Origin of the sequence: Brooklawnia cerclae (assembly GCF_011758645.1) — a bacterium.
GTDB lineage: Bacteria > Actinomycetota > Actinomycetes > Propionibacteriales > Propionibacteriaceae > Brooklawnia > Brooklawnia cerclae.
This window is the reverse complement of sequence record NZ_JAAMOZ010000001.1, coordinates 1584662-1604788: the sequence shown is the minus strand read 5'-3', so window position 1 is coordinate 1604788 and position 20127 is coordinate 1584662. Positions and strand designations below refer to the sequence as shown.

Here is a 20127-nt window from a genome sequence, read left to right as displayed (position 1 = left end):
CCGCGTCAGTGCGCCGCGACGCGAGGAGCCGGCATACCGATCTGCTCGCTGAGCTCGACGAACCAGGGCTGCGTCACGTCGAAGGGCTTGTGACCGGCAATCCGCGGGAAGTCGATCACCGACAGCACGTCGCCGGCCTCCTCGTCCTGCCCCACGACACCCGGGGTCCCCGCCAGGGCGGCGTCCACCGCCAGGACGCAGGTGCGTCCGATGAGTTCGAGGTCCTCCGGGTTGGACGCAGCCGAGCGGCTGAAGTAGCCGGACTTCTGCACCATCGTCTTGCCGGCTCCGATGAGCTTGCTGAACTGCTTGCCGAACCAGGCCCCCGGGTTGATCTTGTCGATCTGGACGTGGCCGAAGGCGTCCTGGGGCACCTCCTCGCCCGCCTGCTCCAGCTGCGCGACGATCTCGGTGACGCCGGCACCCTCCGACAGGAAGATGTTGACATTGCCGACACGGTCCATGATCGCCCGCAGACGCGCGGCCTCCGCGTCGATGTCGAGGGCGGCCTCGGGCACGTACACGGCGTGCACGTCCCAGGCCTCGCGGGACAGACCGATCTCGGGCAGCCATTCCTGCTCGTCCAGCCAGGCACGGTAACGACGCGCGGTCTCGGCAGCCAGGTAGCCGCAGTTGCGTCCCATGATCTCGTGGATGATGAGCTCGCGGGGTGCCGAGTTGTGCTCGGCGATCACGTTCTTGGCGAAGTTCGCCGCCTCGTCGGCAGCGGTCCAGGCACCGAGCGACTGCCGAACCGGGACGATGTCGTTGTCGATGGTCTTCGGCAGCCCCACGACGGTGAGGTTGAAGTCGTTTCCGGCGAGGTAGGCCGCCAGGTCGGCGGCCGTGGTGTTGGTGTCGTCCCCACCGATGGTGTGCAGCACGTCGACACCGTCGGCAACCAGCTGCTTCGCGGCCACCTCCAGCGGGTCCTGGCCCTCGGCGACCAGACCGCGCTTGACGAGATCGGCCACGTTGGTGAGCTTGACCCGCGAGTTCCCGATGGGGGAGCCCCCGAACGCGTACAGACGTTCCGCATTGTCGCGGACCGCCTGCGTGACCGGGATCGAGTCGCCCTTGAGCAGACCCTCGTACCCGTATCGGTACGCGATGATCTCGACGGCCGGAGCCACCTCGGTGTACCGCTTGATAAGGCCGGCGACAGCCGACGACAGGCAGGGGGCGAAGCCACCGGCAGTGAGCAGCGCGACCTTGTTGACCATGGGAAACGTACCTTTCTTCGTTGTCCGGGCGTTCGCCTCCCAGCCTAGCTGTGGGCGGCGGGCAACAACGAGCCAGCTGGATGGCAGACTGTCACTCGCCCACGGTCCTCACCCCTGCCCGAGGAGTCACCATGACCGCCGTGTCCGTCCCCGCACGTGTAGCGGCTCGCGCCTCGCGCGGCATGAGCCTGTCGGTGCTCTTCGCCCTGCTCGTTCCGTCGTTGCTGCTCGTCTGCGGGCTGGCGATCGACGGCGCGTCCAAGGCGGCCGCGGACCGGCGAGCCGAGGCGGTCGCGGCGCAGGCGGCCCGTGCGGGGCTCGATGCCGCGGCACCCCTGGTGATCAGCGGGCAGGACGGGGCCGCAACGGCCACCACGGCCGCCCGGTCGGTGGTAGCGGCGCACGCAGGAATGAGCGGTTCGGCCACCGTGGACGCCGATGGTCGCCTGACGGTGACGACCGAGACGTCCGTGGCGACGACCTTTCTCTCCCTCATCGGCGTCGACACGTTGCCTGCCCGGGGATCGGCGGTCGTCGAGCTGCGTCCGCGTTGACGAACGCAGCGGCCACAACTGACCTACTCTGGGGGAATGGCCCGCTACTTCGACGTGAACCCCCAAAACCCGCAGTCGCGTGCGCTGGATCAGACCGCGGCGATCCTGCGCGACGGCGGTGTCATCGCCTATCCGACGGACTCCGGCTTCGCGCTCGGTTCGCTGTTCAGCAACCACTCGGGGGTCGAGCGGATCCGTCACATCCGGCAGGTGGATGCCCACCACAATTTCACCGTGGTGGTCAGCGACTTCGCCCAGGTCGGACGATACGTCCAGCTCGACAACTGGGCGTTCCGTGCGATCAAGTCGGTGACCCCCGGCCCGTACACCTTCATCCTGCCGGCCACCCGCGAGGTGCCGCGCGCGATGCAGCACGCCCGGCGGAAGACGATCGGTGTGCGGGTGCCGCAGCACACGACCGCACTCGCCCTGCTGGACACGCTGGGTGAGCCCCTGGCGTCGTCCACGCTCATCCTGCCCGGTCACGAGGAACCCATGGACGACGGCTGGACGATCAGCGAGGAACTCGGGCACGTGCTGGACGCGGTGCTGGACTCGGGTGACGTCGGCTCCGAACCGACCACCGTGGTCGACCTGACCGACAGCTCTCCCGATGTGGTGCGCGTCGGTGGGGGAGACCCGTCGCCCTTCGAGGCCTGAGGTCAGCCCGCCCGGGGCGGGGCGAGAGGATCTGCGGCGGCAGCGCCCAGATACTGGCCGCGACCCGACGGCTCGCCCTCGGCGATGTCGGCGACGAGCACCGTGATGTTGTCGAGGCTGGCGGCAAAGCACTCGTCCACGAGAGCGTCGGCGGCGACGCGCGGATCGGGTGTGGATGCGACGATGGTGGCCAGCACCACCTCCGGTAGGTAGTCGGTCAGCCCGTCGGTGGTCAGCACCCACCGGTCGCCGAGCCGGACGTCGACCGGCCAGACATGCACGTAGCCGGGGTCGGCCAGGCTCCCGGACAACGAGTGCAGGAGCAGGTGACGCATCGGATGCCGGGGCGCGTCCTCGGGGGCCAGCAGGCCCTCGTCGATGAGCATCTGCACCCAGGAATCGTCGGTGGTGACCTGCTCCAACCGCCCGTCGCGCAGCCGGTAGGCACGCGAGTCGCCGAGGTGGACGACGAACGCCTGCCCGCCGCACAGCACGAGCCCCGTCAACGTGGTGGCCATGCCCTGCACGTCCTGGTCGGCCTGCATCGTGGTGTGCAGCACCGAGTTGGCAGCGGACACCTGGTCGCGCAACCGCTGCTCGCCGCAGGATTCGATGCGCGACAGGCCTGCGGCCAAATTGGCCACGACCGTGGACGAAGCCACATCGCCGGCGGGTGCGCCTCCGACGCCGTCGGCTATCAACAGCATCCGGTCGCTGACGAAGCCGGAATCCTGGTTCTCGCGTCGGCGCGGCCCCACATCCGAACGCGCACCCACGTCGAGGTGCCACAGACAGGTGGGTTCCATGGCACGACGATAGTCCGACAGGCAAGCGAGCGCGCAATTCGGGGCGTGCTCGCTGCGGCCCGGCGCCCTGTCGGCATCGAGTCGGAGCTACGGTGCCAGCGTCCTCAACGTGTCGCGTCCGCGCTTGACCAGCAGCTCATCGGGAGCGAAGACGACCGACGGATCCTTGTCGGTGTAGTCGAACTTGTCGAGGAAGGCCCGCATGGCGTTGAGGCGTCCGCGCTTCTTGTCGTTCGCGTTGATCCATGTCCAGGGGGCCAGCTCGGTGTCGGTTTGCTCGAACATGCGCTCGGCGGCGGCTGTGTACTCGTCCCATTTACCGAGGGATGCGACGTCCATGGGTGACAGCTTCCAGCGACGCACCGGGTCGAGCTGGCGGATGGCGAAGCGCGTCCGCTGCTCGTTGCGGGTGACGGCCAGGTAGAACTTCGTCAGCGAAGTGCCCGACTCGATGAGCATCTCCTCCAACGCCGGCGCCTCCCGCATGAATCGCTGGTAGTCGTCCGGGCTACAGAACCCCATGACGGGCTCGACCCCCGCCCGGTTGTACCAGGACCGGTCGAACAGGACGATCTCGCCGGCGGTGGGGAAGTGCTCGATGTAGCGCTGCAGGAACCACTGCCCGCGCTCTCGCCTGTTCGGCTTGGGCAGGGCCACGATGCGCGCGTACCGAGGGTTCAGGTGCTCGGAGAACCGCTTGATCGTCCCACCCTTGCCCGCCGCATCGCGTCCTTCGAAGACGACGATGTGCCTGGTGCCGGTCTCGCGCGTCCAGTCCTGGAACTTGATGAGCTCGACCTGCAGGGAGTATTTCTCGGCCTCATATGCCTCGCGGTCCAGGCGATTGTCGTACGGGTAATCGTCGCGCCAGGTGTCGATCGCGCTGCCCTCAGGAGTGATCAGATCGGGATCGGACCCGGTGATGTCGTGCAGGACGGTGTATCCGCCGGCCCTGAGCCAGTCGATGTACTCCCGGAACTCGCGTTGGTCCATGCCCCCTCCTCACGACGACCCATCCGCAGGGACCCTAGCGGTCACGAAGCCCGTTGTCGGCCCAGGACGGCAAGGCTTCCCCCAGAGTTTCCCCAGGGTTCACACGAGGGAGTACTTGGCCACCACCGCGAGGACGATGACCACGGCGACGATCGCGAGCCCCGGCCATACCAGAGACGGCTTCCGCATGGCGGCGCGCCGGGCGTCGAGCGCCAGCACACCGGTGGCGGCGAGCCCCGCGAGGAACCCGCCCAGGTGGCCTTGCCAGGCGATTCCCGGGACGAGCACGGCCATCGCCGCATTGAGCCCCAGGAGGATGAGGATGGGCTTCACGTCACCCTTCTGGATGAGCGTGATGACCAGCAAGGCGCCGAACAGCCCGAAAACCGCGCCGGAAGCCCCCACCACGCCGGAGTACCAGTTGGTTCCGTAGCCGCCGGCCCCTTGGCTGGGCGGGAACGCGAGCAGGACGAACAGTGCGCCACTGCCCAGTGCCGAGATCAGGTAGATGGCGAGGAACTTCGCGTGTCCCAGCAGCGGCTCCAGCATTCGGCCCAGCAGCCACAGTGCGAGCATGTTGAAACCGATGTGGGTCAGTGACCGGGGTGCGTGGGCGAAGGCTGAGGTGAGGAACCGCCAGGGCTCTTGGGCCCCGAGCGCCGGGATCAGCGTGACCATGTCGTTCACCTGGTACGACACGTTCTGCAGCATCCACACGACCACGCAGATCCCGATGATGACGCTGGTCACAGAGGGTTTGTCGCCTGCCCTGCGGAACACCATCCGGCCGTGCATCGACGGATGCGACGGAGGGATCACGCGCGGGGGTTGGTATCCGCCGGCGCTGGGCGGCCACGGTGCCGACCCGGGGGAGCGTCGGAACGACTGGCCGGCGTCGGGCTGCCAGGGGCGGGACGACGGGCCCGGCGCGGCCGTCGCGGGCGGCTGTTGTGAGGCAGTGCCTCCGGGCGGGACGACGGGCCGCACCGGCTCGTCGGGCTTTCCCGGCGCCTCGTCCGGGGACTGCTCGAATTCGGGCGGGATGAAGTCGGGCCACCTCGAGTAGTCGTCGGTGCCGTTCTCGTCCATTCACCCAGCCTACCGCCGGGCCACAGCCCGGCCACAGGCCGGGCTCGTCCCCTGTGCGGATCGTCCCCGGAACCAGGCGACGGGACGGCACCCGGTTCCCGCGGGTGCCGTGTCATTCACGCGAGTGCCGTGTGCTCCCGCGGGCGGTGTACGGCCCGCGGGAAACTCTGGGACCCGCGCGAGGTCACGCGGCCCGCGTGAAGCCGGGCGGGAGCCTTGCTCGGCTTCACCGCCGCCTCTGCCTCACCAGGTGCCGGTCTCGTGCACCTTCTTGAGCATCTCCTCGAAGTCGCCTCCGGGATCGAAGTCGTCGTCCTGCGTGGTGCGCGGGCGTGCCGGGGCCTGCGCGCCGCCCGACAGCGCGGCGACGAACAAGCCGACCGCTTCCCGGACCCTCGAGTCGAGGGAGTGCGGATCGGCCCAGTCGTCGGTGGCCGCGAACACGGGTGACGGCAAGGGGACGGCTCGCAGGTAGTAGAACAACGGAACCATCGACTGGTCGATGGCCAGGCTGTGCCGGGCCGTGCCGCCGGTCGCACCCAGCAGCACGGGGACGCCGCGCAGGCTGCCCTCGTCCAGCACGTCGAAGAACAGCTTGAACAGCCCCGAGTACGCCGCGTTGAAGACCGGCGTGACGGCGATCACCCCGTCGGCGTGCGACACCTGGTCGAGCGCCTGGCGGACGGGCTCACTGCGAAGGCCTGAGGTCATCGCGGTCACCAGATCACCGGCGAGCTCCCGGACGTCGATGGTCACGACAGACGCGCCGGGCAGTTGCTCGGCGACCACGCCGGCCATGCGGTCGGCGAGCTTGCGGGTGGACGAGGGGCTCCCGGCCCCCGCGCTGATCACCACGATGTTCACGATTTCGCCTCCAGTCGGAAGATGACGGTCACTGATGCCGGGTCAGGCGACGGTGTCGCGATCGGAGGTGCCGGTCACGTCGTCGGCCGCCGCGTGGACGGTCGAGTCGTGCGCGCCACCGGCTGCAGCGACCAGCGAGGCGTGCGTGGGGGCGTCCGGGACATCGGCCGGGCGGCCCTCGGCGTACCCCTTGCGAAGGTCGGGCAGGATCTCACCCAGCAGGTCGAGTTGCTCCAGCACAGTCTTGAGCGGTAGCCCGGCGTGGTCGAGGAGGAACAGCTGGCGCTGGTAGTCGCCGACGGCGTCCCGGAACGACAAGGTGCGCTCCAGCACCTGCTGGGGGCTGCCGACGGTGAGCGGCGTCTGCGCGGTGAAGTCCTCCATGCTCGGCCCGTGCCCGTACACCGGGGCGTTGTCGAAGTACGGCTGGAACTCGCGCCATGCGTCCTGCGAGTTGCGTCGCATGAAGAACTGGCCGCCGAGGCCGACGATCGCCTGGTGGTAGGCGCCGTGGCCGTAGTGCTCGTAGCGGCGTCGGTACAGGTCGACCATCCGCGCGGTGTGCTCCATCGGCCAGAAGATGTTGTTGTGGAAGAACCCGTCACCGTAGTAGGCGGCCTGTTCGGCGATCTCTGGGCTGCGGATCGAGCCGTGCCACACGAACGGGGCGACGCCGTCGAGCGGACGCGGGGTGGAGGTGAAGCCGGCGAGCGGGCTGCGGAAGTGACCGTCCCAGTCGATGTCGGTCTCGCGCCACAGGCGGTGCAGCAGCGCGTAGTTCTCGATGGCCAGGGAGATGCCGTTGCGGATGTCCTGGCCGAACCAGGGGTAGACCGGGCCGGTGTTGCCGCGGCCCAGCATGAGGTCGGTGCGCCCGTCCGACAGGTGCTGCAGCATCGCGAAGTCCTCGGCGATCTTCACCGGGTCGCTCGTGGTGATCAGGGTCGTCGACGTCGACAGGACGAGTCGCGAAGTCTGGGCAGCGATGTAGGCGAGCGTGGTCGTGGGCGACGAGCTGAAGAACGGCGGGTTGTGGTGCTCGCCGATCGCGAAGACGTCGAGGCCGATCTCTTCGGCCTTGCGGGCGATCGCGACTTCGGCGCGGATACGCTCGTGCTCGGTGGGGGTGAGACCCGTGGTGGGGTCGGTGGTGATGTCGCTGACGCTGAAGACGCCGATCTGAACGGACACGATGGCTCCCGGTAGTAGAAGATTCAACTATTTAACATCCGGGCCCACGGGGCTATTCCCCGGTCGTCAGCTGAGGCCGAGCTGCCTCGTCAGGCTGTATCCAGTATCGAGATCGGTGATGGTCACCGAGACGATGCCGTTGCGGTCGATCACATACGACTCGTTGATGAGGTCGCCTTCCCCGACGCGTTCGACCGGGATCGTCCTCAGGTCGAGCCCCGAACGCTGCAGGTCGGTCTGGAAGGGGAACAACACATCGTCGAAGGGGACGATATCGCCGACCGGCTGAGCATCGGCAAGCTCGGCGTACTCCACGAACCGGTACCAGCCCACGTTGTGAACCGCGCGGTAGCGCCGCTCGACCCGCTGCTCATGGCCCAGGACGGCGTCGCGGTCGAAGATGGAGTCGAATCGCAGCCGCTCGCCGGACTCGGCCTCGCGAAACACGCCGAAGCCGCGGGACAGGCGATCCGAAAGGGTGTATCCCGAGCCCGGATCAGCGGCGATGGCCAGGCCGATGGCCGTGGACGCGGCGGGGAACGGTGAGCGGTTCACCCGGCGTCCGAAGGTCTCGCGCAGCAGGCGGGGCACGAGGGGAAGCGAACTCGCACCACCGACCAGGTACAGTCCCGCGATCTGGCTGAGGTCGGGGTCGCCGTCGTCCAGCCCGTCGACGAGCGGCGCCATGGCCGCCACCGACTGCTCGACGAGCGGAGTGACGGCCTCGTAGTAGTCGGCCACCGGGATCGTGACCGTGGTGTCGGCGACATCGAGGACGATGCGCTTCGACTGCGGCGACAGTTGCTCCTTCGCCGCCTGCGCGTCGGCCAGCAGCTGGAAGTAACGTTCCAGGCCCAGCGCGTCAGGGCCGACGCCGGCCAGCTCACACGCCAGATCAGCCAGGACGACGTCGAAGTCGTCACCACCCAGGCGGTTGATGCCGATGGAGCCCAGCACCGCGTGGCTGCGGTCGTGGATCGACACCAGCGAGGCGTCGAACGTGCCGCCCCCGAGGTCGTAGACCACCAACCGGGTGCGTTTGGCGCTGACGGCGGAGCGCAGCCGGTGGGTGTACTCGAACCCCGCCGCCGAGGGCTCGTTCATCATCGCGGCGACGCTGAAGCCCGCTTGGCGGTACGCCTCCAGGGTCAGGTACCGCTGGGCGCTGTGAGCGTGGGCGGGAACCGCGATCACGACCTGGCCGAGTGGATCGTCGTGGAGCAGGGGACCGACCGTCGACGAATGGTGCAGGGCGACCAGCAGGTCGCGCAGGAACACGGTGAGCACCTCGAGCAGGCGCACCTGGGTCGAACCCAGGTGGACCAGCGTGGAGGTGTTGACGGCAGGGGAGGCCAGCGCACGCTTGAACGACCGCAGGACGGGGGCCCCTGCGGCCCGGGCACGCTGGGCGGCGAAACCGCTCACCAACCCGTCGTCGGTCAGCGCGACAAGGGAAGGGACGTATTCATGGGCGTCGCCGCCCTCGTCCATGAACGCCACGACCGGGAAGTTGCCACGATCAGCGTGCGCCACGATGGTCCGCGTGGTTCCGAAGTCGATGCCCAGCTGCATACCGACACCCTATCGGCCCGGGTCCCACCAGCCACGTCACCTGCCACCAGCCGGGGACCGCACCGGTACGACACGATGCCGGGGCCGGATCCCTTGTGGAACCGGCCCCGGCATCGTGGTGGTGTCGTGGGCGACCTCGCTTGTCAGTACGTGCCCATGAGGGCCAGCAGCACACCGCCGGCAACCGCGGAGGCTACCTGCCCGGCCGCGTTCGCCCCCATGGCGTGCATGAGGACGAAGTTGCCGTCGTCCTCGCGGGAGACCTCGCGCTGCACGACGCGTGCGGCCATCGGGAACGCGCTGATGCCGGCCGCGCCGATCAGCGGGTTGAACTTGCCCCGGCTCACGACATTCATGAGCTTGCCGAACAGGACGCCGGTCGCGGTGTCGAGGCAGAAGGCGATGAGCCCCAGCACCAGGATGAACAGGGTCTGCAGCTGGATGAAGTCCTCGCCCACCATCGTGGAGCCGATGGCCAGGCCGAGGAACAGCGTGACGACGTTGTTCATCTCGTTCTGGGCCGCTCCGGTGAGCCGCTCGACCACCTTGGACTCGCGCATCAGGTTGCCGAGCATCAGGCTGCCGATCAACGGCAGGGCGAACGGCACCAGGATCCCGACCAGAATGGTGACGGCGATCGGGAAGATGATCCGGGTGCGCTGGCTGATCTCGCGCTGCGAGTAGGGCATGCGGATGGTGCGCTCGTGCTTGGTGGTCAGCAGCCGCATGATCGGCGGCATGATGATCGGCACCAGCGACATGTAGCTGTACGCAGCGACCGTGATCGGGCCCAGCAGGTTGGGTGCCAGCTTGCCCGACACATAGATGGACGTGGGTCCGTCGATCGCGCCGATGATGCCGATGGAAGCGGCCTCGTTGCGATCGAAGCCGAGCAGGATGGCCAGGATCAGCGTCAGGAAGATGCCGAACTGTCCCGCCGCCCCGAGCAACACCATCTTGGGATTCTCGAGCAGCGGACCGAAGTCGGTCATCGCCCCGATGCCGATGAAGATCAGCAACGGGAACAGCTCGTTACCGACGCCGACGTCGTAGAAGACGGTGAGCATCCCGTGTTCCCCGACCATCATCGACACGGGGAGGTTGGCCAGGATGCAGCCGGCACCGATCGGGAGCAGCAGGAGAGGCTCGTACTCCTTGGCGATCGCCAGCCAGACCAGCAGGAGGCCGACGGCGATCATCACGAGTCCCTGCCACTGCACGTTCAGAACGCCGCGCAGAAGGTTCTCGACAGTGGATTGGTCCATTCTCAGTCCTTCACGAACCGCAGCAGCAACTGGCCATACTTCACCTGTTCACCCGAGGCGACGAGGACGTCCTCGATCACGCCGGTGCGGCTGGCATGCAGTTCGTTCTTCATCTTCATGGCCTCGAGCACCATGACCACGTCGCCCTTGGCGACCTGGGCCCCGGCGGTCACGTTGACGTCCAGGATGACCCCCGGCATCGGAGCACTCATGGAGTAGGCCAGATCGGTTCCTCCCGCAACGGCCGGCGACGGTGTGCGCGGATTCTCCGACCGCAATGCTGCGGGAACCTTCGGGGCGGTGGCCACGGCGACCCCGACGCCCGTCGGGGGATCGCTGAGCGACCTGTGGGACGCCTCGATCTGCGGGGCGATCAGCGCGTCGGCGGCGTCCTGCTGCGACGTCAGTTCGACGTCGACGAGCTTGCCGTCGATCTGCACCTGGAACTGGGAGGCGCTGACCTCTTCGACGTCGATCTCATACGGATTGTTGTTGACAGTGACTGTGTATCGACGCACGGTCATCTCCTCTGGGTGTTGCGCATCTGGGAAGAGCGTCCCATCGACACCCAACGGCTCGCCCACAGGCGAGAACCGGGAGCATGGACGCGATTGACAGGGGCACCCTGCTTGCGGCGCACTTCGGCGTGGGTGGCGACGGCGACCGTGATCGCCGCGATCTGGTCGCGCGTCAAACCGCTCGGGTCGCGGAACTCGATGGCCGGGACGGGCGCGGCGGGCGCCACACTCGCGGGCGCCTCCTCGACCTCTGCGACCTTCGTCTTCCGGAGGGTGTCGATCCTGCCGACCAGGATCAGGGCGATCATCAGGATGATGAGCATCAGGAACACCGTTCCCATGCCCACCACGGTCATCTCAAGACTCCAGAAAAAGTCCTCCATGGCTTACACCGGGAACAGGCCGTGCTTCTTGGGCACAGCGGTCGAGACCTTGGTCTGCAGCACCTCGAGCGCACGCACCAACCGGGGTCGTGTCTCGCGGGGCTCGATGACCTCGTCGATCTGTCCGAGATCGGCAGCGCGGTACGGGTTGAAGAAACGCTCCCGGTATTCCGCGATGAACTCCGCCTCGGTGGCGGCCGGATCCTCGGACGCCTTGATCGCCTTGCCATGCAGCAAGCGCGCTGCCCCCTCCGGGCCCATGACCGCGATCTGGGCGGTGGGCCAGGCGAACGCCACATCGGCGCCCATCTGCTTGGAGCTCAACGCCACGTACGAGCCGCCGATCGCTTTGCGGGTGACCACCGAGATCTTCGGCACGGTCGACTGGCAGTAGGCGTAGATGATCTTCGCGCCGTGGCGGATCACACCGTTGTACTCCTGCTCGACGCCCGGCAGATATCCCGGGCAGTCCACGAACGTGATGATCGGGATGGAGTAGACGTCGCAGATGCGGATGAAGCGGCTGATCTTGTCGGACGAGTCGATGTCGAGGACGCCGGACATCACCATAGGCTGATTGGCCACGATGCCGACCGGACGGCCGTCGAGCCGCGCGAACGCGACGATGGCGTTCGGTGCGAACGACTGGTGCACCTCGAGAATGCTGTCCGCGTCGAACACGGCGTCGAGGACGTCGCGCATGTCGTAGGCCTTGCGGTCGTCGTCGGGGACGAGCTCGTTCAGGTTGTCGTCCATGCGGTCGGGCGAGTCATCGGTGACCAGCGTGGGCGCGTCCTCGGAGGTGTTCGACGGAAGGTAGCTCAGGAGCAGCTTGGTCAGCTCCAGTGCCTCCACCTCGCTGCGGGCCTCGAACTGGGCCACACCGCTGCGGCCGGCGTGCACGGCAGCACCGCCGAGCTCCTCGGCCGTCACCTGCTCTCCGGTCACCGACGCGACGATCTCCGGCCCGGTCAGGAACATGTTCGACGTGGTGTCGACCATGACCGTGAAGTCGGTCAACGCCGGGGAGTAGACGGCTCCGCCCGCGCAGGGGCCCATAATCAGGCTGATCTGCGGGATGACGCCCGAGGAGGCCACGTTGCGCTGGAAGACCTCGCCGTAGGCGGCGAGGCTGCGGACGCCCTCCTGGACGCGGGCGCCGCCGGAGTCGTTCAGACCCACGATCGGGATACCGCTTTCCAGAGCCAGATCCTGGATCTTGTTGATCTTCTGGGCCTGGACCTGGCTGAAGGAGCCGCCCAGCACCGTGAAGTCCTGCGCGTAGACCGCCACGCGGCGACCGTTGATCTTGCCGAATCCGGTGATGACGCCGTCGCCGGGAAAGCGCTTGTCGTCCATGCCGAAGTCGGTCAGTTGATGGGTGGCCAAAGCACCGAGCTCCTGGAAGGAGCCCTCGTCCAACAGAATGGACAGCCGCTCACGCGCTGTCATCTTCCCCTTGGCGTGCTGCGCCTCGATGCGTTTGGTTCCACCCCCTTGAATGGCCTTCTCGCGCATCGCGCGCAGTGTCGTCAGATGGTCGTTGGACGACTGCTCTGGCGTCACGGTGTCAGTCATTGTCACCTCGCTGTTGCAGAATTTTGGCGCCTCTCGGACGCGTATGAAGAAACTAGCATGCTGCCCATGTCAGCCCGGTTTCAGGGCAACTTGTTGCACACCCACGGACAACCGGAACGGCACACCGGCGTGTGACAACGCCGGAGCGCCGCCCGTCTCACCCTCGAGTGCCCGGGCGCCGGCGTCTGCAGGCCTCGTGCCTGTCGATCGCCAACTCGTAGAAGCCTACGAGTGCCTCGGTGGACGCGCGCCATGTGTACTTATTGGTCGCGATCCTCGCCGCCTCACCCATACGCCGGCGCAGAGGCTCGTCGTCCACGAGCCGCGAGATCGCCGCCATGATCTCGTCCGCGTCGTGGGGGGTGAACAGGATTCCCTCGACACCGTCGTCGAACAGGTGCGGGATGCCGCCGGCGCGCGCCCCGATCACGGGGACGCCGCTGGCCATCGCCTCCAGTCCCGCGAACCCGAGGGTCTCGGTGGTCGAGGGGAACACGAACATGTCGGCGCTGGCATAGGCCTCGGCCAACTCGTGCCCGGTGAGGTATCCGGTGAACACCGTGTTCGTCCCGGCGAACGCGTGCTGCAGTCGCTCGCGTGCCGGGCCCGACCCGACGAAGGCAAAACGCACGCCGCGCAGACGGTGCACCGGCTCGAGCAGGTCGTCGATGCCCTTCTCGTTCGACATCCGGCCCACGTAGATCGCCAGCGGCATGTCCGGATGGTCGTCGGTGAGCCGCCGGCGCATACGGTCCGTCCGCGCGTCGGGGCGGTAGGTCTTCGTGTCCACCGCCTTGGGCCACAGATCGACGCGTTTCACCCCGGCGGCGATCGCGGCGTCCACCATCTGCGGTGAAGTGCACAGATTGACCTCGGCCCGGTTGTGGAGCGAACGCGTCCACCGCTGGGCCGTGCCCTCGAGCCACCCGAGGTGCATCTTGCGGGTGTAGCTGGCGACCTGGGTGTGGTAGGACGCCAGCAGCGGCCTGTCACGGTGCTCCGCGGACAAGACTCCGTAGGCCGCCAGCCAGACCGGGTTCACCGCATGGACGACGTCGGGCCGGAAGTCGACCATCCTCTCGGCGATCCTCGGTGTCGGCAGGCCCACCCGAACCTCCGGGTACACCGGGCGGAACGGCAGGGAGCGCACCCTGACGACCTCGAAGCCCGCGTAGTAGGGCGGGGGATCCCCGGGTGCGAACACAAGCACCTCGTGCCCCATCTCCGACAGCTCGTCCAGCGTGCGGAGCACCCGGGTGACCACACCGTCGATCTTCGGCAGGAAGACCTCGGTGAACATCGCGATGCGCATCGGGCCGCGGCGATCAGGCGTCGAGCTTCACCGAAGCCGGGATTCCCGCCTGTTGCTCCCGCGTCCACAGCGACGTCGCGGGAATGTGTGTGAGGTCGGCCCTGTCGGCGTACTTCGCAGCCGTCTCGTTGATCTCCCGGAGCAGGCCCTCGTCCAGGGTGATCGGGTGGAGGCCCAGGGCCAGGAACTTGTCGTTGTGGACGATCAGCTCGTTCTCCAGCGCCTCCTTGCGCGGATCCGGAACCGTCTCGATCCTGGCGCCGGTGAGCCGCGACACGATGGCGGCGAGGTCTCGGACGCGGTGGGTCTCGGTCATCTGGTTGAAGATCTTCACTCGATCGCCCCGCGACGGCGGGTTGTCGAGGGCCAGCGCGATACATCGCACCATGTCCTGGATGTGGATGAACGCACGCGTCTGGCCGCCCGTGCCGTGCACGGTGAGCGGGTAGCCGACCGCGGCCTGCATGAGGAACCGGTTGAGCACGGTGCCGTAGTCGCCGTCGTAGTCGAAACGGTTGACCAGACGCTCGTCGAGCTTCGTCTGCTCGGTGTTGGTACCCCAGATGATGCCCTGGTGCAGGTCGGTGATGCGCAGTTCGTCGTTCTTCGCGTAGTAGGCGAACATCGTCTGGTCGAGCACCTTGGTCATGTGGTAGATCGACCCTGGATTGCTGGGGTAGAGGATCTCGGTCTCGACGACCGCCTCGGGGGTCGGCACCTGGATGTTGAGGTACCCCTCGGGGATCGACATCCCGGCGGTGCCGTAGCCGTAGACCCCCATGGTGCCCAGATGCACCAGATGGACGTCGCGTCCCGACTCCACGATCGCGCACAGCACGTTGTGCGTCGCGTTGACGTTGTTGTCGATCGTGTACCGCTTGTGCTTGCCCGACTTCATCGAGTACGGCGCGGCACGCTGCTCGGCGTAGTGGACGATCGCGTCGGGACGCTCGTCGGTGATCAACTGGAGCAGGCCGGGGTAGTCCTGGGCGATGTCGAGCTCCACGACGCGGACGTCGCGCCCGGAGATCTCGCGCCAGGCCGCACGACGCTCGACCATCGAGCGGATGGGTGTCAGCGACTGCACCCCCAGTTCCTCGTCGATCCGGCGGCGGGAGAAGTTGTCCACGATCACGACGTCGTCACCCCGCGCCGACAGGTGCAACGACGCCGGCCAACCACAAAAGCCGTCCCCGCCCAGAACCAGAACCTTCATCGATCACTCCCGCCTTCCCCGCGTGCTTCCACGGTCAGCGTAGCCAAAGTCCTGTCGTCCCGTCGGCCCGCAAACCGGCCCGCCGCGTGTCCCCAGCACGGTGGCGACATCTCATCGTCACAAAAGTTGCACTATTCTTTTCGCGTTCACCGCTCGGTCGCGGAAGTTCAACCGCCGTTCATGAAACGAGGAATTCAACATGCGCCGACTTCTGGTTGCCGGACTGGCAGCCGCACTCGCACTCACCGCCTGCAGCAGCGGTGGGGACGCCACGACAGGATCGTCGTCCGGTTCGGACTCCAGCACCGACCGCACCTACGACGTGTCGGGAGTGGAGAAGGTGGACGACATCGCCGCGCTGCTGCCGCAGGACATCAAGGACAAGGGCACGCTGGTGATCGGTGCCTCCATCGACTACGCGCCCGCGGAGTTCCGTGCCGACGACCTGCAGACGGCCATCGGCTACGACGTCGACCTCGGCAAGGCGCTCGGCCGGGTGCTCGGCGTCGAGACCGAGGTCAGTGCCGCCGACTTCGCCAGCCTGCTGCCCGGCATGGGCACCAAGTACGACATCGGTATCTCGTCGTTCACCGTCACCCCCGAGCGCGTGGCGAGCTACAACATGATCTCCTACATCACGGTCGGCTCGTCCTTCGCGGTGCAGAAGGACAACCCGCAGGACTTCGACCCCGATGCCCTGTGCGGTCAGACGATCGGCGTCCAGACCGGCACGTGGCAGGCCGACGAACTCGACGCCGCGAGCACCGAGTGCACCCAGGCGGGCCAGGACGCGATCGACGTCCTGAGCTACAGCTCCCAGTCGGACGTGACCACCAACCTCATCGGCGGCAAGATCGCCGCGTTCTACGCCGACTCGACCGTCTCCAGCTACGCCGTTGCCCTGACCGAGGGCCAGATCGAGGTGGTGGGCGGGGTGCGCGACGCCGCGCCGCAGGGCATCGTCGTCCCGCAGGACGACCAGGAGCTCACCGAAGCCGTGCAGCAGGCCGTGCAACAGCTGATGGACGACGGCACCTGGGCCGCGATCCTCGACAGCTGGGGCGTCGAGGACGCCGCGCTGACCACCGCCGAGCTGAACCCGGCGAGCTAGGTCGTGGACGAGCGCACGCCCGATCTCATCAGGGCCCGCCCGGTTCCCAGACCCGACCTGTGGGTCTGGGCGGGCGTGGTCGTCGTCCTGGCGGCGATGCTGGTGCACGGGCTGCTCACCAACCCGAACTACCGATGGGACGTCGTCGGCCAGTACATGTTCGACCCGCGGGTCGTCTCCGGTTTCGGATGGACGCTGCTGCTGACGGTCGGTGCGATGGTCATCGGCATCGTCCTCGCCGTCAGCACCGCGATCATGCGCATGGGCGCCAATCCCGTCCTCAAGGGCGTCGCCTGGGTCTACATCTGGATCTTCCGGGGCACACCCATCTACACCCAACTCGTGTTCTGGGGGCTGCTGCCGGTGCTGTACCCGAGGCTGAGCCTCGGCATTCCCTTCGGCCCCGAGTTCTTCGTGTTCACCACCCAGGACGTCGTCAACGCGGGCGTCGCCGCGGTGCTCGGCCTGGGCCTGAACGAGGGCGCCTACCTGTCCGAGATCGTCAGAGCCGGCCTCAACTCGGTCGACAAGGGGCAATGGGAGGCCGCGACGGCCTTGGGGATGCGGCGCGGCGCCGTCCTGCGGCGGATCATCATCCCGCAGGCGATGCGGGTCATCGTCCCGCCCACCGGCAACGAGACGATCTCGATGCTGAAGACGACCTCGCTGGTGCTCGCGGTGCCGTTCACGCTGGAACTGACGTTCGTGACGAACGCGATCGGCAACAAGAACTTCCTCCCGGTGCCGCTCCTGTTGGTGGCGGCGATCTACTACCTCGTCATCACGTCGGTGCTCATGGTCGGGCAGCACTACCTGGAGGCCTACTACGGGCGCGGCTTCGACGGCAGCGGATCGGCCGCGACGAGACGCCGGGGGATGGCCTCCAGACGCCAGCAGGCGATCCTCGAGGCGGGCACTGTACGCGAGGACGCCAACCTGGATGTGACACCATGACCGACCCGATTCCCGCGGACGGCGAACAGGCCGTGCCTATGGTGGATGTGCGCGGCGTCCACAAGTTCTTCGGCGACCTGCACGTCCTCAAGGGGATAGACCTCGTGGTCGCCCGCGGTGAGGTGTGCGTCCTGCTCGGGCCCTCGGGCTCGGGCAAATCGACCCTGCTGCGCTGCATCAACGAGATGGAGCAGATCAGCGCCGGGCGGCTGTACGTGGACGGGCAGCTGATGGGCCTGCGCGAGGTCGTCAAGGACGGGCACGTGACGCTCCACCGGCTGCGGGACGAGCAGATCGCCCGCCAGCGCTCGCGCATCGGCATGGTCTTCCAGCGTTTCAACCTGTTCCCGCACATGACGGCGCTCCGCAACGTCATGGAGGCTCCACGGCAGGTGCGCGGGCTGAGCAGGCAGGCCGCCGAGAGCGAGGCCAGGCGGCAACTGGAACGGGTGGGTCTGAGCGACCGTGCCGACCACTATCCCTCCCAGCTGTCCGGAGGGCAGCAGCAGCGTGTCGCGATCGCCCGGGCGCTGGCCATGGAACCCGAACTGATGCTGTTCGACGAGCCGACCTCGGCACTCGACCCCGAACTCGTGGGCGAGGTACTGGAGGTGATGCGCGGGCTGGCGGCCAGTGGCATGACGATGATCGTCGTCACCCACGAGGTGGGATTCGCCCGCGAGGTGGCCGACCAGGTCGTCTTCATGGACGACGGCGCCATCATCGAGCGGGGGAACCCCGCCCAGGTGATCGACCAGCCCACGCAGCAGCGCACCCGGGACTTCTTCGCGAAGGTGCTGTGACCGACAGCGCCGTGCCGGTATCGGTCAGCCTGCGTCGGCCCTACGGCCGGGAAGCGATCGGTGTGCGCTCAGGACGGCGGCGATGAGACCCGCGGCCGCGACGACGGCGAACGATGCACGCAGGCTCGCCACCTCCGCGATGCCGCCCACCACGGGCGACCCCAATGCCAGACCGATCCTCAGGGCGAACCCCACCAGGGTGATGCCCGTCCCTGCTGCCAGCCCCGGCAATCGTCCAGCGGCCGCGTAGGCGCCCGGGATCAGGCTCGCGCACCCCAGGCCGTTGAGCACCAGACCGGCGTAGACCGCGGCAGGCGCCGGGGCCAGGGCCATCGTCAGCGAACCCAACGCCACGAGTACGCCGCCGGCCGCCGCGACCCGCTCCGCGCCGAACCGGTCGGTGAGCGGGTCGCCCGCCAGGCGTCCCTGAATCTGGGAGACCAGCATGACCACCACGGCGAGACCCGCGAGGGAATAGCCGACGCCGAACTCCTGGACGAGGTACACCGCCGACCAGTTGTTCGCCGTGTCCTCGGGTATGACCCCGCACAGGGCGATCACGGCAAGCGGGAGCACCGGGAGCAGTCGTCGCCAGGTCGTCGGGGCCTGCTCGTCCCGCCGGGCGCGGACGGCGGCCTGCTGATGACGGACGTGGTCGGGGATGGTGCCCAGCCGGTAGCAGACGATCGCCAGCGTCCCGACGATCACCGCCATGCACACGGTCTGCACGCCGATCCCGATACCCATTCCCGCCGCCGCCGACCCGATGATCCCGGCGGTCGCCGCGCCGACGCTCCAGGTGGCATGAAGGGAGTTGATGATCGTGCGCCCCGTCCACTCCTCGACGGCGACGCCCTGGGTGTTCTGTGCCGCGTCGGCGCACGCGTCGGCGAAGCCCATGCCGAGCAGAGCCGCGGCGAACACCGCCGGATGCGGCGCGAAACCGGCGACGACGAGCAGCCCGGCGCCCGCCAGGGTCCCCACCAGAGCCACCCGCAGGGCACCGAAGCGACCGATGAGGCGTGCAGGGAAGGCGAAGGCGGCGATCGCGCCCACCCCGCTCGCCGCCATCATGAGCCCGTAGGCACCGTCGCCGAGCCCGAACCCCTCCTTCACCTCGGGAAGGCGAGGCAGCAGGTTCAGCATCAGCCCGTTGGTCAGGAAGTTCAGGGAGACACCCAGTCTGGCGCGCCCGGGTGATGCGATGGGATGGGGTGACACGAGCCGTACAGTATCAGCGTGGATGTGACCACCCTTGCCGTCGACTGCGGCGGGTCCGGGATCAAGGCGTCGGTGTTGGACGCGGCCGGCACCCTGCGCACGCCGGTGATCCGCGTCCCCACCCCCTATCCGCTACCGCCGGATCGGCTCGTCGAGGTGATCGCCGATCTCGCCTCCCGACTGCCCCCGGCAGACCGGGTGACCGTCGGCATGCCGGGGATGCTGCGTCACGGCGTGGTGATCACGACGCCCCACTACATCACCGAGCGGGGGCCGCGTACTCGGGTCGACCCCACCCTGGTCGTCCGATGGGACGGCCTGGACATGCGCTCAGCGGTGCAACAGCGGCTGGGCATCCCCGCACTGGTGCTCAACGACGCCGAGGTGCACGGCTCGGGGGTGATCAGCGGCGCCGGGCTGGAACTCGTCCTGACCTTCGGGACCGGTCTGGGCTCGGCGCATTTCGACGGTGGCAGGCTCGCCCCGCACCTCGAACTGTCGCGTGCCCCGGTACGGATGACGACCTACGACGAGTTCGTCGGCGAGCCCGAGCGCCGCAGGCTGGGAAACGCCATCTGGTCCCGGCGGGTGCGGCGCGTCGTCGACGGGCTGCGCCCGGTGTTCGTGTGGGACCGGGTCTACCTGGGCGGCGGCAACTCCCGCTGTATCTCGCCGTCGATCCTCGCCCAGCTGGGCGACGACGTGGTGATCGTTCCCAACTCCGCCGGCATCGTCGGGGGAGTGCGGGCCTGGGCGCTCATCGGCTGAGGAACGGGCCCGGAGGCAATAGCGGATAGAAGACGACGTCCGGACC

20 protein-coding genes are annotated in these 20127 nt (G+C 67.9%); 6 read left to right on the top strand and 14 right to left on the bottom strand.

The window, feature by feature from the left end; genetic code table 11:
- Nucleotides 1-5: 5 nt before the first annotated feature.
- Nucleotides 6-1223 carry a pyrophosphate--fructose-6-phosphate 1-phosphotransferase gene (locus FB473_RS07400; protein WP_167166065.1) on the bottom strand — a complete coding sequence of 406 codons (1218 nt, stop codon included), beginning with the start codon at nucleotides 1221-1223 and terminating at the stop codon, nucleotides 6-8.
- 131 nt (nucleotides 1224-1354) lie between these two features.
- Here FB473_RS07400 and FB473_RS07395 point away from each other — a divergent pair, with 131 nt between their 5' ends.
- Together FB473_RS07395 and FB473_RS07390 are read left to right on the top strand one after the other, a co-directional pair.
- Entirely contained in the window at nucleotides 1355-1777 is a 423-nt protein-coding gene (locus FB473_RS07395; protein ID WP_167166063.1) for a pilus assembly protein TadE, read from the top strand.
- A gap of 36 nt (nucleotides 1778-1813) precedes the next feature.
- Complete coding sequence (locus tag FB473_RS07390; RefSeq protein ID WP_167166061.1) at nucleotides 1814-2437, top strand: L-threonylcarbamoyladenylate synthase; 624 nt, start codon at nucleotides 1814-1816, stop codon at nucleotides 2435-2437.
- Nucleotides 2438-2439: 2 nt separating this feature from the next.
- Here FB473_RS07390 and FB473_RS07385 read toward each other — a convergent pair whose 3' ends face one another.
- The 12 genes from FB473_RS07385 to FB473_RS07330 form a co-directional block, all read right to left on the bottom strand.
- Nucleotides 2440-3243 carry a PP2C family protein-serine/threonine phosphatase gene (locus FB473_RS07385; RefSeq protein WP_167166059.1) on the bottom strand — a complete coding sequence of 268 codons (804 nt, stop codon included), beginning with the start codon at nucleotides 3241-3243 and terminating at the stop codon, nucleotides 2440-2442.
- An 87-nt stretch (nucleotides 3244-3330) separates the two neighbouring features.
- Complete coding sequence (gene ppk2 / locus FB473_RS07380) at nucleotides 3331-4236, bottom strand: polyphosphate kinase 2 (protein WP_167166057.1); 906 nt, start codon at nucleotides 4234-4236, stop codon at nucleotides 3331-3333.
- Nucleotides 4237-4335: 99 nt separating this feature from the next.
- Complete coding sequence (locus FB473_RS07375) at nucleotides 4336-5325, bottom strand: rhomboid family intramembrane serine protease (RefSeq protein ID WP_167166055.1); 990 nt, start codon at nucleotides 5323-5325, stop codon at nucleotides 4336-4338.
- A gap of 243 nt (nucleotides 5326-5568) precedes the next feature.
- Nucleotides 5569-6189, bottom strand: a complete 621-nt coding sequence (locus tag FB473_RS07370) for a CE1759 family FMN reductase (RefSeq protein ID WP_208390472.1) — start codon at nucleotides 6187-6189, stop codon at nucleotides 5569-5571.
- Between the two features lie 42 nt (nucleotides 6190-6231).
- Entirely contained in the window at nucleotides 6232-7380 is a 1149-nt protein-coding gene (locus FB473_RS07365; protein WP_167166053.1) for a CE1758 family FMN-dependent luciferase-like monooxygenase, read from the bottom strand.
- Nucleotides 7381-7446: 66 nt separating this feature from the next.
- Entirely contained in the window at nucleotides 7447-8952 is a 1506-nt protein-coding gene (locus FB473_RS07360; RefSeq protein ID WP_167166051.1) for an Hsp70 family protein, read from the bottom strand.
- Between the two features lie 143 nt (nucleotides 8953-9095).
- On the bottom strand, nucleotides 9096-10217 hold the full coding sequence (locus tag FB473_RS07355) for a sodium ion-translocating decarboxylase subunit beta (protein ID WP_167166049.1): 1122 nt from the start codon (nucleotides 10215-10217) through the stop codon (nucleotides 9096-9098).
- A gap of 2 nt (nucleotides 10218-10219) precedes the next feature.
- Nucleotides 10220-10735 (bottom strand): biotin/lipoyl-containing protein, encoded by a 516-nt coding sequence (locus FB473_RS18440; RefSeq protein WP_167166047.1) that lies wholly within the window; start codon nucleotides 10733-10735, stop codon nucleotides 10220-10222.
- Nucleotides 10736-10737: 2 nt separating this feature from the next.
- Nucleotides 10738-11118 (bottom strand): OadG family transporter subunit, encoded by a 381-nt coding sequence (locus FB473_RS07345; protein WP_167166045.1) that lies wholly within the window; start codon nucleotides 11116-11118, stop codon nucleotides 10738-10740.
- Nucleotides 11119-11121: 3 nt separating this feature from the next.
- Complete coding sequence (locus FB473_RS07340; protein WP_167166043.1) at nucleotides 11122-12696, bottom strand: acyl-CoA carboxylase subunit beta; 1575 nt, start codon at nucleotides 12694-12696, stop codon at nucleotides 11122-11124.
- Between the two features lie 157 nt (nucleotides 12697-12853).
- Nucleotides 12854-14008, bottom strand: coding sequence for a glycosyltransferase (locus tag FB473_RS07335; RefSeq protein WP_167166041.1), 1155 nt, complete (start codon nucleotides 14006-14008; stop codon nucleotides 12854-12856).
- Between the two features lie 13 nt (nucleotides 14009-14021).
- Nucleotides 14022-15224, bottom strand: coding sequence for an NAD-dependent epimerase/dehydratase family protein (locus FB473_RS07330; protein WP_167166039.1), 1203 nt, complete (start codon nucleotides 15222-15224; stop codon nucleotides 14022-14024).
- A gap of 199 nt (nucleotides 15225-15423) precedes the next feature.
- Here FB473_RS07330 and FB473_RS07325 point away from each other — a divergent pair, with 199 nt between their 5' ends.
- From FB473_RS07325 to FB473_RS07315, 3 genes are all read left to right on the top strand, one after another.
- Nucleotides 15424-16335 carry an ABC transporter substrate-binding protein gene (locus tag FB473_RS07325; RefSeq protein ID WP_167166037.1) on the top strand — a complete coding sequence of 304 codons (912 nt, stop codon included), beginning with the start codon at nucleotides 15424-15426 and terminating at the stop codon, nucleotides 16333-16335.
- 96 nt (nucleotides 16336-16431) lie between these two features.
- Nucleotides 16432-17289, top strand: coding sequence for an ABC transporter permease subunit (locus FB473_RS07320; RefSeq protein ID WP_167169265.1), 858 nt, complete (start codon nucleotides 16432-16434; stop codon nucleotides 17287-17289).
- A gap of 38 nt (nucleotides 17290-17327) precedes the next feature.
- Nucleotides 17328-18092 carry an amino acid ABC transporter ATP-binding protein gene (locus FB473_RS07315; protein ID WP_167169263.1) on the top strand — a complete coding sequence of 255 codons (765 nt, stop codon included), beginning with the start codon at nucleotides 17328-17330 and terminating at the stop codon, nucleotides 18090-18092.
- A gap of 24 nt (nucleotides 18093-18116) precedes the next feature.
- Here the strand turns inward: FB473_RS07315 and FB473_RS07310 are convergent, their stop codons facing one another.
- Nucleotides 18117-19313: an MFS transporter gene (locus tag FB473_RS07310; RefSeq protein ID WP_167166035.1), complete on the bottom strand. Its 1197-nt coding sequence runs from the start codon at nucleotides 19311-19313 to the stop codon at nucleotides 18117-18119.
- A gap of 18 nt (nucleotides 19314-19331) precedes the next feature.
- Between FB473_RS07310 and FB473_RS07305 the strand changes: the two genes are divergently transcribed.
- Nucleotides 19332-20081, top strand: coding sequence for an ROK family protein (locus FB473_RS07305; protein ID WP_341770065.1), 750 nt, complete (start codon nucleotides 19332-19334; stop codon nucleotides 20079-20081).
- The last annotated feature ends 46 nt before the right edge of the window (nucleotides 20082-20127 follow it).

Coding starts and splice junctions, on each gene's coding strand:
- ppk2 (WP_167166057.1), bottom strand. CDS start 4,236: ATGGACCAACGCGAGTTCCGGGAGTACATCGACTGGCTCAGGGCCGGC.
- FB473_RS07315 (WP_167169263.1), top strand. CDS start 17,328: ATGGTGGATGTGCGCGGCGTCCACAAGTTCTTCGGCGACCTGCACGTC.
- FB473_RS07325 (WP_167166037.1), top strand. CDS start 15,424: ATGCGCCGACTTCTGGTTGCCGGACTGGCAGCCGCACTCGCACTCACC.
- FB473_RS07335 (WP_167166041.1), bottom strand. CDS start 14,008: ATGCGCATCGCGATGTTCACCGAGGTCTTCCTGCCGAAGATCGACGGT.
- FB473_RS07395 (WP_167166063.1), top strand. CDS start 1,355: ATGACCGCCGTGTCCGTCCCCGCACGTGTAGCGGCTCGCGCCTCGCGC.
- FB473_RS07345 (WP_167166045.1), bottom strand. CDS start 11,118: ATGGAGGACTTTTTCTGGAGTCTTGAGATGACCGTGGTGGGCATGGGA.
- FB473_RS07360 (WP_167166051.1), bottom strand. CDS start 8,952: ATGCAGCTGGGCATCGACTTCGGAACCACGCGGACCATCGTGGCGCAC.
- FB473_RS07385 (WP_167166059.1), bottom strand. CDS start 3,243: ATGGAACCCACCTGTCTGTGGCACCTCGACGTGGGTGCGCGTTCGGAT.
- FB473_RS07375 (WP_167166055.1), bottom strand. CDS start 5,325: ATGGACGAGAACGGCACCGACGACTACTCGAGGTGGCCCGACTTCATC.
- FB473_RS07390 (WP_167166061.1), top strand. CDS start 1,814: ATGGCCCGCTACTTCGACGTGAACCCCCAAAACCCGCAGTCGCGTGCG.
- FB473_RS07340 (WP_167166043.1), bottom strand. CDS start 12,696: ATGACTGACACCGTGACGCCAGAGCAGTCGTCCAACGACCATCTGACG.
- FB473_RS07355 (WP_167166049.1), bottom strand. CDS start 10,217: ATGGACCAATCCACTGTCGAGAACCTTCTGCGCGGCGTTCTGAACGTG.
- FB473_RS07320 (WP_167169265.1), top strand. CDS start 16,432: ATGCTGGTGCACGGGCTGCTCACCAACCCGAACTACCGATGGGACGTC.
- FB473_RS07330 (WP_167166039.1), bottom strand. CDS start 15,224: ATGAAGGTTCTGGTTCTGGGCGGGGACGGCTTTTGTGGTTGGCCGGCG.
- FB473_RS07400 (WP_167166065.1), bottom strand. CDS start 1,223: ATGGTCAACAAGGTCGCGCTGCTCACTGCCGGTGGCTTCGCCCCCTGC.